At 66.5% G+C, this 11,746-nt stretch carries 13 protein-coding genes and 1 pseudogene; 13 read left to right on the top strand and 1 reads right to left on the bottom strand.

Annotated features, from left to right (window positions below):
- A complete protein-coding gene (locus tag SF06_RS09365; protein ID WP_039560989.1) occupies positions 1-726 on the top strand; it encodes a TIGR03747 family integrating conjugative element membrane protein in 726 nt (241 codons plus the stop codon).
- Positions 727-900: 174 nt separating this feature from the next.
- A complete protein-coding gene (locus tag SF06_RS17985; protein WP_076380952.1) occupies positions 901-1,146 on the top strand; it encodes a hypothetical protein in 246 nt (81 codons plus the stop codon).
- A 475-nt stretch (positions 1,147-1,621) separates the two neighbouring features.
- Here the strand turns inward: SF06_RS17985 and SF06_RS09375 are convergent, their stop codons facing one another.
- A complete protein-coding gene (locus tag SF06_RS09375; RefSeq protein ID WP_039560993.1) occupies positions 1,622-2,386 on the bottom strand; it encodes a type IV toxin-antitoxin system AbiEi family antitoxin in 765 nt (254 codons plus the stop codon).
- A gap of 273 nt (positions 2,387-2,659) precedes the next feature.
- On the opposite strand from SF06_RS09375, the gene SF06_RS09380 reads away from it, so the two are divergent.
- The 11 genes and pseudogenes from SF06_RS09380 to tssI all read left to right on the top strand — a co-directional run.
- Positions 2,660-2,989 carry an integrative conjugative element protein, RAQPRD family gene (locus SF06_RS09380; protein WP_052199770.1) on the top strand — a complete coding sequence of 110 codons (330 nt, stop codon included), beginning with the start codon at positions 2,660-2,662 and terminating at the stop codon, positions 2,987-2,989.
- Entirely contained in the window at positions 2,986-3,225 is a 240-nt protein-coding gene (locus tag SF06_RS09385) for a TIGR03758 family integrating conjugative element protein (protein ID WP_039560995.1), read from the top strand. Before SF06_RS09380 ends, SF06_RS09385 begins: the two co-directional genes overlap by 4 nt.
- Before the next feature lie 19 nt (positions 3,226-3,244).
- Positions 3,245-3,616, top strand: coding sequence for a TIGR03745 family integrating conjugative element membrane protein (locus SF06_RS09390; RefSeq protein WP_039560997.1), 372 nt, complete (start codon positions 3,245-3,247; stop codon positions 3,614-3,616).
- A gap of 10 nt (positions 3,617-3,626) precedes the next feature.
- Positions 3,627-4,031: a TIGR03750 family conjugal transfer protein gene (locus SF06_RS09395; RefSeq protein ID WP_039560999.1), complete on the top strand. Its 405-nt coding sequence runs from the start codon at positions 3,627-3,629 to the stop codon at positions 4,029-4,031.
- Positions 4,028-4,669 carry a PFL_4703 family integrating conjugative element protein gene (locus tag SF06_RS09400; protein ID WP_039561001.1) on the top strand — a complete coding sequence of 214 codons (642 nt, stop codon included), beginning with the start codon at positions 4,028-4,030 and terminating at the stop codon, positions 4,667-4,669. Before SF06_RS09395 ends, SF06_RS09400 begins: the two co-directional genes overlap by 4 nt.
- Complete coding sequence (locus tag SF06_RS09405) at positions 4,666-5,448, top strand: TIGR03749 family integrating conjugative element protein (protein ID WP_039561004.1); 783 nt, start codon at positions 4,666-4,668, stop codon at positions 5,446-5,448. The genes SF06_RS09400 and SF06_RS09405 overlap by 4 nt, the downstream gene beginning before the upstream one ends.
- Positions 5,445-6,920, top strand: coding sequence for a TIGR03752 family integrating conjugative element protein (locus SF06_RS09410; protein WP_039561006.1), 1,476 nt, complete (start codon positions 5,445-5,447; stop codon positions 6,918-6,920). Before SF06_RS09405 ends, SF06_RS09410 begins: the two co-directional genes overlap by 4 nt.
- The gene (locus SF06_RS09415; protein ID WP_039561023.1) at positions 6,883-7,284 is read left to right on the top strand and encodes a TIGR03751 family conjugal transfer lipoprotein; all 402 of its coding nucleotides are present in this window, start codon (positions 6,883-6,885) and stop codon (positions 7,282-7,284) included. The genes SF06_RS09410 and SF06_RS09415 overlap by 38 nt, the downstream gene beginning before the upstream one ends.
- A pseudogene (locus SF06_RS09420) lies at positions 7,284-9,965 on the top strand (conjugative transfer ATPase). The gene SF06_RS09415 and the pseudogene SF06_RS09420 overlap by 1 nt, the downstream one beginning before the upstream one ends.
- A 335-nt stretch (positions 9,966-10,300) precedes the next feature.
- Positions 10,301-10,816, top strand: coding sequence for an Hcp family type VI secretion system effector (locus tag SF06_RS09425; RefSeq protein ID WP_039561008.1), 516 nt, complete (start codon positions 10,301-10,303; stop codon positions 10,814-10,816).
- A gap of 108 nt (positions 10,817-10,924) precedes the next feature.
- Positions 10,925-11,746: type VI secretion system tip protein TssI/VgrG (tssI, locus tag SF06_RS09430; protein WP_039561010.1), on the top strand; the 822-nt coding region annotated here is incomplete at its 3' end.

Raw genomic sequence — 11,746 nt, forward strand, 5'->3', positions numbered from 1 at the left:
ATGGCGGCTCAGGGAAGCACCGTCCAGCCACCCCAGCGGCAGACCCTGCTCGGCCAACTGCTAAGCCTGCCCGGCCGCATCCTCGGCCTGCTGTTGGTGTCGCTACTCTGCTCGCTGCTGATGGAATACGCAGGGATGCTGTGGTTCTGGCCGGAAGAGGGCTGGCAGCACAGCCAGGCCATGCTGCACGCCGAACTCGGCTGGCTGGGCGAGCAGTTTCCGCGCTCGCTGCTGCTCCAAGATCCCGACGCCAGCACCCGAGTTACCCTCGACTGGCTGCACACCACGCTGTTCGAGCGCAGCGGCCTGCTCGACTACGCCAGCCAGGCGCGGGCCAACCATCACGAACGGAACCTCACCGGCCTGCTCGCCCAGCTCTACCTGCTCATCGAAGATTTCGTGCTGGCCAGTCTGTTCGTCACCCTGACCTTCGCAGTGCGGCTGATCATCCTCACCCTGGCGCTGCCGCTGTTCGCCCTCGCCATGCTCAGCGGCCTGGTCGACGGCCTGGTCCGCCGCGACCTGCGCAAGTTCGGCGCCGGGCGTGAAAGCAGCTTCATCTATCACCGCGCCAAGCGACTGATCCTGCCCACCATCAGCGCGCCCTGGCTGCTCTACCTGGCGCTGCCAGTGAGCCTGCATCCCATGTGGGTGCTGCTGCCCAGCGCCGGATTGCTCGGCGTGGCGGTGGCGATCACGGCGGGGACGTTCAAGAAATACCTGTGACAAAAATCCGCAGACAAACCTCTTCGGCGTTCTTGCACATGCAACCGACTGCCTTTATTTTGTGACCAAGTTTCATGCTAGGCACAACATATTGCGCTTGAATTGCAACTAGCACGCTAAGCCTGGTGCCCATCCACAGGCTTGGTACAAACCCAGCAAGATGAGGTTTTGTTCATGACCAACACGAAAAAGACTTCAGCCGAAGTCGCCAGCTTGGCATCCGAGACCCTGCGGAACCCGAATAGCTCCGCCATTGCAAAAAGCCTTGCTGCATCAGCATTGGCGCAATCCTCTTCTGATAAACAGACCAGCGCCGAGATGGAAACGAAAGCCGGTAAAGCCCTGCAAAGTCCCAAGTACGCGGAGGCGACCAAAACCCTCGCCGCATCGGTGGTTGCCCAAAGCAATAAGGCTCGTTGAGGAGGTGACGCATGGAACAACAGTACTGCGTGAACACTCGCGCCCAGGACAATGGAGACCACGAGGTACATACCGCTACCTGTCGGTACCTCCCATCGCTGGTTAATCGGCTAGGTTTGGGCACCCACTCCAGTTGCCAAAGCGCGGTGCAGGCAGCTCGGGTCATCTTCCGAACGGCCAATGGGTGTATCCATTGCAGCACCGCTTGCCACACGAGGTGATGCAGCTGCGGGTGCGCTGGCTCTCGCCAGCGCACCGCTTTACCTATGGCTTAGGCCTGCTGGGCGTATCCATAAATACCGGCCGTGCCCTGCTCATCATCTACAGCCTCGTGCCAGGTTGGCTTACCCGATCACCCCACGCCCAGATTGGCTTGGTTGCTCACGTCCCGCCATATAGCAGGCGTTCAACTACCGTTTCCAGGCGCGCCACCGCCTCCCTCCGTTTCTCCTCGCTCATGCTCTGGATACGTGCCTCAAGAAGCATTAGCGAACGACCCCGGTACGGTGATCAGAAACTGCTTGTCCAGGTGCCCACCGGAGATGAGCTGGCGCTTGCCACTACCGAGATCGAGGCGAGTCAGATCCAGGCGCGCGTACCAGGCATGCCCGGCGTGCCGAGCCAGCAGCAGGAATACCCGCTTGACCCGGACCGAGCGACAAGCCTCCAGCAAGCGCTGCAAACGCCGGGGGCTGAGCGTCGCCAGCCCGGCCAGCAGATCGGCGACCGAGCTAAAAAGCGCCTCACCGTCACTCACGTGAATCAACTCCAGCACTGCCCGTTCCGGGCTGGAAATCCACACTTCGAAATCATGATGCGGCGGTCGAAAGCCCTGCCATGTGGCCGTATCCGAATCGGCAAACAGGGGGGCAGATGTACAACTGACCGGCATTCCCCAGTCGTGCTGAGCGAACCAGGTCGGCAGGGTGGCACCTGGCGCGGCCCAGAGACTGATCGTCTCCCCACCCAACCTCAGATAATGGTCGTAGCCTTGCAGATCCAGAGCGGTCTGCGCGCCGGCCCAGAAGCGCAACGGACTGTCCTGCTGCAAGGCGTAGAGCGCCCCCTGCCAGTCGATCCGGTCGCCACTGCGCCGCCAGGCGCCGTGCCCAACCTTCTCCAGCCAGCCGCTCTGCTGATACTTGCGCGCAAGGCTGCTACCGACCCCCTGCCGGTGCAGCCAGGCTTGAGTAGCGACGACGCCAGGAGGCCAATCCGCGAGCAGCTGGTTTATTTTCATAGGAAAAGTAAAACCAATAGGACATCTTTTTCAAAGAATATAAACCGCTAGGAATTAAAGCAAGCCAGGGGGCGTGGGCCGCACGACGGCCTCCATCTGTAGCGTGCGGCCGCAAACCGTGACCCGCCGAAGAAAAAGTATTTGCTAGTTTTGGGAAAACCCACCTGTCGGCCGGTCAAGCCCCGCATAAAGCGAATCCCTGCCTTTCAGTTTTTCGGCTGACAGCGAGTCCCGCCCCGCCAATGATGCCCGCACACCCAACGGGGCATCGTCATGCGCAACCTGTTCATCCTCGCACTGTTCGGCCTGCACAGCGTCGCCAGCGCACCCATGGCGCAGGCCTCCTCCGCTGACGAACACATCCGGCTGGCCCTGCTGCTTGAGCAACTGCGCCAGGTGGAAATTCTGACCAACGAAGCCGAAGCCAGCGCCTCGAAAGTCCCACATCAGCGCTACGCCTTCGATTACCCCCGCTTCAGCCACGACCTCGAACGCCTGCGCCAGGGCATCACCGACTACCTGCACCCCTCCCGCGCCCAGCCACGCGATCCGGCCGAGCTGAGCGGCGACTACCGCCGCGCACCCGCCGAGGCCCAGCCATGAGCATGAGCCCCGCGCAGGTTGCCGCCTTCGAAATCGCCAGCGGCTACGCCCCCGCCGACAGCGCCACCCTGTGGCTGGCCCTGGTCACCACCCTGGCCCTGCTGTGGTGCGCCTGGGTGCTGTGGAGCGGCTATCGCGGCTGGGCAACCGGAGCGTTGTCATTCGGCGCCTTCGGTGGTTCGGCGGCGCGAGTGCTGCTGGCCTGGCTCGTCTTGCTGTTCTTCATCCTTTCCTGACCCCACGGAGAACCACCCCATGCGCCCCGCCCCGTTTGATGTGCAACGCAAGCTCTACGACCGCCTTGTCCTGCGCCTGCTGGCCGCGTATCTGCTGCTGGCTCCCGGTCTGTCGTTCGCCGATCTGCCGACCATGGAGCCGCCGTCGCGGGGCGCCGGCAGCGGGCTGGTGGAGACCATCAAGAACTACGCCTACGACGGCGGCATCCTGCTCGGCCTGATGATCGCCCTGCTCGCCTTCCTCGGCGTGGCCTGGCACTCGCTGACCGTCTACGCGGACGTGCAGAACCAACGCAAGACCTGGAAGGACCTGGGCGCGGTGGTCGGCGTCGGCGCCCTGCTGGTGGTGGTGATCATCTGGTTCCTGACCCAGGCCGCCGAGATTCTCTAAGGAGCGCCCGATGAGCGACGAGATCGAGCGCCTGGAGGACGGTACGCTGCGTTTCCTGCCCGAGCGCCTCAATCGCGATCCGGTGGTACTGCGCGGCCTGACCGGCGACGAGATGTGGCTGGCCCTGGGCATTGGCGCGGCGGGAGGCGTGCTGCTCGGCGTGGTACTGGCCTTCCTGTTCTCCGCGCTGGCCCTGGTGCCCACCGTGGCCATCGCCGGGGCGGCGCTCAGCCTGTTCAGCGCAGGCACCCTGCTGCGCCGCGCCAAGCGCGGTCGTCCGGACACCTGGCTGTACCGTCGCGCGCAGTGGTGGCTGGCCCGGCGCGGGCGCGTCAACCGCGCCGGGCTGGTGGTGCAGTCCGGTCCCTGGACCGTGCGCCGCACGCGGCGCCTGCATCGGAGGCGTCGCCCATGAGCCGCTTTCGCAACCGCGTCGATGCCCAGCAGGCGCATATCCTCAGCCTGCGCCTGGCGCTCGGGCTGCTCACCCTGCTCTGCCTGGGTCTGTGGTTCGGCTGGCAGGCGGCGCCGCGCGCGCTGACCGTGCATGTGCCGCCGGACCTGCGCGCCGGCAGCACGCGCCTGTGGTGGGACATCCCGCCGGAGAACATCTATGCCTTCGCGCTGTACATCTTCGGTCAGCTGAATCGCTGGCCGTCCGATGGTGAGAAGGACTATCCGGCGGCCATCCAGGCATTGAATGCCTACCTGACTCCGGCCTGCCAGGCGTTTCTGGACGGCGACTTCGCCTACCGCAAGTCCGCCGGCGAGCTGCGCCAGCGCGTGCGTGGCGTGCACGAGATTCTCGGCCGCGGCTACAGCGACGACCCGCAATTGCGCGTGCAGCAGCTCGACCACAACAGCTGGCGGGTCAACCTCGACCTCAACGCCGACGAGTACCTGGCTGCCGAACCGGTCAAGCGCGCCCTGGTGCGCTACCCGTTGCGCGTGGTGCGCTATGACCTCGACCCGCAGCGCAACCGCTGGGGCCTGGCCCTGGACTGTTACCAGGATGTGCCGCAAAAACTCCAGCTGCCGGGAGACCCGCCATGATCCGCGCCCTGCTCTGCCTGACCCTGGGTGTGCTGAGTGGCGCTGCCCAGGCGCTGGAGATCCGCCACTGGCAGCGCCTGCCGCTCGACGTGCCACTGGCGGTCGGCCAGGAGCGGGTGGTGTTCCTCGACCAGCCGGTACGGGTCGGCCTGCCCGCCGCGCTGACCGGCAAGCTGCGCGTGCAGAGCGCCAACGGCGCTCTGTATCTGCTGGCCAGCGCGCCCTTTGCCAGCAGCCGCCTGCACCTGCAGCTGCCCGACACCGGAGAGCTGATCCTGCTCGACCTTTCCGCCACCGCCGACAGCCCGGCGCTGGAGCCGCTGCGCATCGTGCAGGCCAGCGCCACCACCGCAACCGAACCCGCTGCCACCGCTGCGCCGACACCGATACCCGTGGCCCTAGTGCGCCACGCCGCCCAGCACTTGTACGCGCCGCTGCGCACCGTCGAGCCGCTGCCCGGCGTGCGCCCGGTGCGTCCGAATCTGCCGCCCGCGCTGAAGCACCTGCTGCCAAGCGACCCGGTCGATGCCCGGCCGCTGGCCGCCTGGCGATTGGCCGATCACTGGGTGACCGCCGTGCTGCTGCGCAACCGCAGCGATCAGCCTGTCACCCTGGACCCGCGCCGCCTGAATGCCCACCTGCATGCCGCTAGCTTTCAGCACGAATACCTGGGCGCCCGGGGTACGCCGGAGGACACCAGCGTGGCCTACCTGGTGACCCGGGGCGGCAGCCTGGAACAGGCCCTGCCGCCACAGCCCCGCCCGGAGGCCCGCGAATGAATGCCAACGTGCTGCTGAAATGGCTGGTGCCGGCGGTCCTGCTGGGGGTGGCGTTGCTGCTCGGCAACCACTGGATGAGCGCCCCGCCACCGGCCAGCCCACCCACACTGGATGCAAGCGTTGCCCTGACGGCGGCCGAAGCCCAGGCACTGGGCATCGCCGGCGACACCCCGCATGACACCCTGGCCACCCTGGTCGGCCAAGTGAAGGCCATGCGCAATGAACTGCAGTCCCTGGAACGCGGCAACGCCACGCTCAGCGAGGAGAACCTCCGCCTGCGCGCCCGCGAAAGCGGCATCGACGCGCGCATCCAGTCGACGCTCGGTGGGCTGAGCGAAGCCGCTCAGCACGAGCGCCGCCAGGCCGAGGAAGCCCGGCGCAAGAGCGAAGAAAACAGCCGGGAAGCACGCAGCCTGCTGCAGAGCCTGCAGGACCAGTTGGCCAGCCTGCACGGCCAGGACAACGAGCTGCCCATCGGGCTCGGCCTGCGTCCCGAAGACGGCCAGGACTTCCCCACCCACACCGGAAGTGACCTGCTATGGATCGAGCCCCTCGACGCTTCTCCCACCCCGAACCGTGTCCCACGGGCGCCTGCGACACCCGCCTTGCCGAGCGGCTTCACCCTGCCCGCCAACCCCATCGAGCGCGGCCAGCGCGAGCTGCGCGCCGTGACCCAGGGCGAACGCGAGCTACACGACGCCAGCGTTGCCGCAGAGCCGGTCTACACTCTGCCGGAAAACGCCACCCTGCTCGGTTCGGTGGCCATGACCGCGCTGATCGGCCGTGTGCCGGTGGATGGCACCGTCAAAGATCCCTACCCCTTCAAGGTGCTGGTCGGCGCCGACAACCTGACCGCCAACGGCATCGAGCTGCCCGAGGTGGCCGGCGCGGTGCTCAGCGGCACGGCCACCGGCGACTGGACACTGTCCTGCGTGCGCGGGCAGATCGAGTCGATCACCTTCGTGTTCGAGGACGGCACCATTCGCAGCGTGCCGCCGCCGCAAACCGTCACCAGCCGCAACCAGGGCGCCGCCGGCGGCAACGGCCAGCGCCTGCGCGGCGGACTGGGCTACCTGTCCGACCCGCAGGGCATTCCCTGCATCGGTGGCGAGCGGCGTTCCAACGCCCAGCAGTACCTGGGCACTCAGAGCCTGCTGACCGCCGCCGGCGCCGGGGTCGCCGCGCTGTTCGCCGACGACGAGTCCGGCACCACCCTGCTTGGCAACGCCGGCGGCGCCCTCGTCACCCACACCGCTGGCCAGGACGCGCTGAACAGCATCCTCAGCGCCGGCGTCGGCGATCTGCGCAGCTGGGTCAACCAGCTCTACGGCGAGGCCTTCGCCGCCGTCTATGTCGCTCCCGGCGCGCCGGTCGCCGTGCACCTGGACCGGGACATTACCCTCGACTACGCCTCCACCGGCCGGAGAGTCCGCCATGCCCAAATCGCTTCGCCCGTACCTGACCTGGATTAGCCTGCTGGCCCTGCTGCAGGGCTGCGCCGGCGACGCGCAGACCCTGCTGCCACCCGGCGCGCACGACATGCAGGCGATCTGGAATGGCGCCACCTCAGGCCACACCACTCTGCACGAAGCCCGACTGGCCCTGCGTCGCCCTATACACATTGAGCCGGCGGAGCTGCAGCAGCTTTACACCCGCAGCGCCGCCAACGAGCTCCGCAGCCAGTTCCCGCGCCTGCCGAATCCCGACCTGGTGCTGTATGTGTTTCCGCATCTGGCCGGCAGCGAGCAGGCGCCCGTACCCGGCTACAGCACGGTGTTTCCCTTCTACCGCCAGGTGCACTACGCGCTGCCCGGCGAGCGGCTGGAGGCCTACTGATGGGCCAGCCGCGCCGCCCCGCCACCCTGGCCGATGAGGCGCGCAGCTACGCCCACGGCCCGAGCTTCACCGACCTGCTGCCCTGGGTCGAATACCTGCCGGACAGCTAGTGCTTCCTGCTCGATGACAACCGTTCGGTCGGCGCGCTGTACGAGCTGCAGCCGATCGGCACCGAGGGCCGCGAACGCGACTGGCTGATGCAGGCCCGCGACGCCCTCGAGGACGCCCTGCAGGACAGTTTCGAGGAACGCGACAGCGCTCCCTGGGTGGTGCAGTTCTTCTGTCAGGACGACAACGACTTCGCACCCTACCTGCAGCGCCTGCGCAGCTACGTGCGCGAGCGCGCCCGGGGCAGCGCGTTCAGCGCAGCCTACCTCGCGCTCATCGAACGCCATCTGACCGCCATCAGCCGGCCGGGCGGCCTGTTCGAGGATCGCACGGTCACCCACCTGCCCTGGCGCGGCCGCCAGCGCCGCGTGCGCCTGGTCATCTACCGGCGCAGCGCGCAGGACAGCGACATGCCGGAACAGGCGCTCAACCACGTTTGCGAGCGCCTGACTGCCGGCCTGCAGGCGGCCGGAGTCGCCAGCCGGCGCCTCGACGGCCGGGCCTTCTACGCCTGGCTGCTGCCCTGGTTCAATCCGGCCCCCACGCTGACCGGCGAACCAGCCCAAGATTTCTACCGCCGCGTGTGCCAGCCCGAGGCGGATGCTGAGGGCTCCCTGGAACTGCCCTTCGACCACGCCTTCGCCGAGCGACTGTTCTTCAGCGAACCGCGTGCCGACAGCGATCAAGGGCTGTGGTACTTCGACCAGCAGCCACACCGGGTCATAGTCGTGGATCGCCTGCGCCGGGCGCCGCGCATCGGCCAGCTGTGCGGCGAGCTGCCGCGCGGCGATGCCCTCAACGCGCTGTTCGACCAACTGCCCGAGGGCTGCATTCTCAGCCTGACCCTGGTGATCAAGCCGCAGGACGTGCTGGAAGCGCAGCTCACCCGCCTGTCACGCAAGGCCATGGGCGAAAACCTCACCTCGACCCAGACTCGCGAGGACGTGGACACCGCCCGCGCCATCCTCGGCCGCCAGCACAAACTGTATCGGGGCACCCTGGCCTTCTACCTGCGCGGCGCGGACGACGCCGAGCTGCGCCAGCGCTCCACCGCCCTGGCCAACGTGCTGCTCGGCGCCGGCCTGGAACCGGTGCAGCCGGCCGACGAGGTGGCCGCCTGCAACAGCTACCTGCGCTGGCTGCCCATGGTCTACCACCCCGCCCAGGACCCGCGCGACTGGTACACCCGACTGATCTTCGCCCAGCACCTGGCCAACCTGGCGCCGCTGTGGGGCCGCGCCACCGGTACCGGCCACCCCGGCATCAGCTTCTTCAACCGGGGCGGCGAGCCGCTGAGCTTCGACCCGCTCTCCGCGCAGGACCGCGCCATGAACGGCCACCTGCTGCTGTTCGGCCCCACCGGCGCCGGCAAGTCGGCCACCCTGGTCAGCCTGCTCATGCAGGTCATGGCCGTGCACCGCCCGCGGCTGTTCATCGTCGAGGCTGGCAACAGCTTCGGCCTGCAGGCCGACTACTTCGCCACCCTGGGCCTGAGCGTGCACCGCGTGCAGCTCAAGCCCGGCAGCGCGGTCAGCCTGGCGCCCTTCGCCGATGCCCGCCGGCTGATCGAACAGCCCGAGCTGCTGGCCGCCAGCGGTATCGATGCCGAGGACGAGGAGCCCAACCCCGGCCGCGACGAGCAGCGCGACATTCTCGGCGAGCTGGAGATCACCGCCCGGCTGATGATCACCGGCGGCGAGGCCAAGGAAGAAACGCGGCTGACCCGCGCCGACCGCAGCCTGATCCGCGAGTGCATCGTGACGGCCGCGCAACAGGCCACCGGCGAACAACGCCAGGTGCTGACCCGCGACGTGCGAGCCGCCCTGCAGGCCTGCGCGGCCGATCCGCGGTGGCCGGCGCGAAGACGCGAGCGCGCCCAGGAAATGGCCGAGTCCATGGACCTGTTCTGTCAGGGCTTCGAGGGGCAACTGTTCGACCGCCCCGGCACGCCCTGGCCGGAGTCCGACGTCACCTTGGTGGACCTGGCCACTTACGCCCGCGAGGGCTACGAGGCGCAGCTGTCGATCAGCTACATCAGCCTGATGAACACCGTGAACAACATGGCCGAGCGCGACCAGTTTCTCGGCCGGCCGATCATCATGGTCACCGACGAGGGCCATATCATCACCCGCAACCCGCTGCTCGCCCCGTTCGTGGTCAAGGGCACCAAGATGTGGCGCAAGCTGGGCGCCTGGTTCTGGCTGGCCACGCAGAACCTCGCGGACTTTCCGGACGCGGCGCAGACCATGCTCAACATGATCGAGTGGTGGATCTGCCTGAACATGCCGCCGGCGGAAATCGAGGAGATCGCGCGCTTCCGCAAGCTGACGACCGCGCAGAAAGCCCTGCTGCTGTCAGCCAGCAAGGAGCCGGGCAAGTTCACCGAGGGCGTGGTGCTGTCGAAGAAGCTCGAGGCGCTGTTCCGCGTGGTGCCGCCCAGCCTGTTCCTTGCCCTGGCGATGACCGAGGCGGAGGAGAAGGCGGAGCGCTGGGAGCTGATGCAAGAGCATGGCTGCAGCGAGTTGGAAGCCGTAAGGCGGGTGGCGGAGCTGATAAGCCACAGGAGGGAATAGTGACAAGATGGTTACCCATACAGGTGAAGGACGGACCACTTAGATGCACACACAGCCGTTGAGAAGAAAGCGAGCAGTATCTTGCGCACCCAATAAGCGTCTGGAGATTTCGATCGACCTGTAACCCGCCCCGCATACTGGCCCTAGGCCACTGAGCAACTTATTGCGCACGCCGAGCAACTTATTGCACATAATTTTCAAAGGAAATTATTAGATCTTGGAATCAAGAGACGTTCCAATCACAACTTGTTGTATTAAAAGGATTTTCTGAAACTGGCATGTAATTTGATGAACACGCTCCGGGCATATCCATCCATTCCACAAGGAGCTTCACCATGCCAACTCCCGCCTTTATGACCATCGAGGGCAGCAAGCAGGGCCTGATTACCGCTGGCACCTTTACCCAGGACTCGGTCGGCAACATCTTCCAGGAAGGCCACGAAGATCAGATCCTGGTCCAGGCTTTCAGCCACCAGGTGATCATTCCCCGTGACCCGCAGTCCGGCCAACCGACCGGCCAGCGCGTCCATAAGCCGCTAATGATCAGCAAGGTCTTCGACAAGTCCTCGCCGCTGATCTTCGCCGCGCTGACCTCCGGCGAACGCCTGAACAAGTGCCGCCTGGAGTGGTACCGCACCTCGGCCACCGGCACCCAGGAGCACTACTTCACCATCGAGCTGGAAGATGCGGTGATCGTCGACGTGCAGTCGCGCATGCCCAACTGCCAGGACCCGAACATGACGCACTTCACCCACCTGGAAGACGTCTACTTCACCTACCGCAAGATCGTCTGGACCCATGAAGTGGCCGGCACTTCCGGCTCCGATGACTGGCGCGCACCGAGCGTCTAATCGTCCTCAAGGTTAAACAACGGCCAGGCTTCCTGGCCGTTGCCGTTTGTCTGAACCACAGCTTTCCGCTCGTGCGGAACCGTATGCCCAGCGCGTGAGGAGTCACGGATGTCCACCGCCCAGCCTGTCGTTTTCACCCTGACGATTCCCGGCGCCCCCGGCGACTTCAAGGTCCTCGCCTTCTCCGGCCACGAGGCCATCGGTGCGCCCTTCCGCTTCGACCTCGAGCTGGTCAGCGACGACGCGGACATCAACCTCGACGCGCTGCTGCTGCAGCCGGCCTTTCTGTCCTTCGGCAAAGACCAGGGCGGCGTGCATGGCCTGATCGAGTCCCTCGCCCAGGGCGAAACCGGCAACCGCCTGACCCGCTACTCCCTGTCCCTGGTGCCGCACCTGGCCCGCCTGGCCCTGCGCACCCATTCGCGCATCTTCCAGCAGCGCTCCGTGCCGCAGATCCTCGCCCAATTGCTCGAGGAGCACGGCATTCCCGCCGACACCGCCGATTTCCAGGCCCTGCCCGAGGACTATCCGCCGCGCGAGCACTGCGTGCAGTACGCCGAGACCGATCTGCAGTTCTTCCAGCGCCTGTGCGAGGAAGACGGCCTGCACTATCACTTCCGGCACAGCGATACCGGCCATGTGCTGGTCTTCGGCAACGATGCCCAGGTGTTCGGCAGTCTCGCCCAGCCGCTGCCTTATCTGCCCAGCGCCGCCGCCGCGGCCGTCACGCGTTTTGGCCTGCGCCTGGCCAGCCGGCCCTCGGCCCTCGCCCTGCGCAGCTATGACTTCCAGCAGTCGCACCTGAAGCTGGAGGCGTCCTTCACCCAGCCGCCGGCCGATCAGGACGCCGAGCAGTCCCACGCCGTGCTCAGCCCGGAAAGCTACGCCTTCGAGCCGCGCTTTCGAGATGGCCAGGCCGGCAAGCAGCTG

Origin of the sequence: Pseudomonas flexibilis (assembly GCF_000802425.1) — a bacterium.
GTDB lineage: Bacteria > Pseudomonadota > Gammaproteobacteria > Pseudomonadales > Pseudomonadaceae > Serpens > Serpens flexibilis.

Bases quoted from the DNA above. Each gene is read 5' to 3' on its own strand.
- SF06_RS09425 (WP_039561008.1), top strand. From the start codon at position 10,301: ATGCCAACTCCCGCCTTTATGACCATCGAGGGCAGCAAGCAGGGCCTG.
- SF06_RS09400 (WP_039561001.1), top strand. From the start codon at position 4,028: ATGAGCCGCTTTCGCAACCGCGTCGATGCCCAGCAGGCGCATATCCTC.
- SF06_RS09395 (WP_039560999.1), top strand. From the start codon at position 3,627: ATGAGCGACGAGATCGAGCGCCTGGAGGACGGTACGCTGCGTTTCCTG.
- SF06_RS09405 (WP_039561004.1), top strand. From the start codon at position 4,666: ATGATCCGCGCCCTGCTCTGCCTGACCCTGGGTGTGCTGAGTGGCGCT.
- SF06_RS09365 (WP_039560989.1), top strand. From the start codon at position 1: ATGGCGGCTCAGGGAAGCACCGTCCAGCCACCCCAGCGGCAGACCCTG.
- SF06_RS09410 (WP_039561006.1), top strand. From the start codon at position 5,445: ATGAATGCCAACGTGCTGCTGAAATGGCTGGTGCCGGCGGTCCTGCTG.
- SF06_RS09390 (WP_039560997.1), top strand. From the start codon at position 3,245: ATGCGCCCCGCCCCGTTTGATGTGCAACGCAAGCTCTACGACCGCCTT.
- SF06_RS09375 (WP_039560993.1), bottom strand. From the start codon at position 2,386: ATGAAAATAAACCAGCTGCTCGCGGATTGGCCTCCTGGCGTCGTCGCT.
- SF06_RS09385 (WP_039560995.1), top strand. From the start codon at position 2,986: ATGAGCATGAGCCCCGCGCAGGTTGCCGCCTTCGAAATCGCCAGCGGC.
- SF06_RS09380 (WP_052199770.1), top strand. From the start codon at position 2,660: ATGCGCAACCTGTTCATCCTCGCACTGTTCGGCCTGCACAGCGTCGCC.
- SF06_RS17985 (WP_076380952.1), top strand. From the start codon at position 901: ATGACCAACACGAAAAAGACTTCAGCCGAAGTCGCCAGCTTGGCATCC.
- SF06_RS09415 (WP_039561023.1), top strand. From the start codon at position 6,883: ATGCCCAAATCGCTTCGCCCGTACCTGACCTGGATTAGCCTGCTGGCC.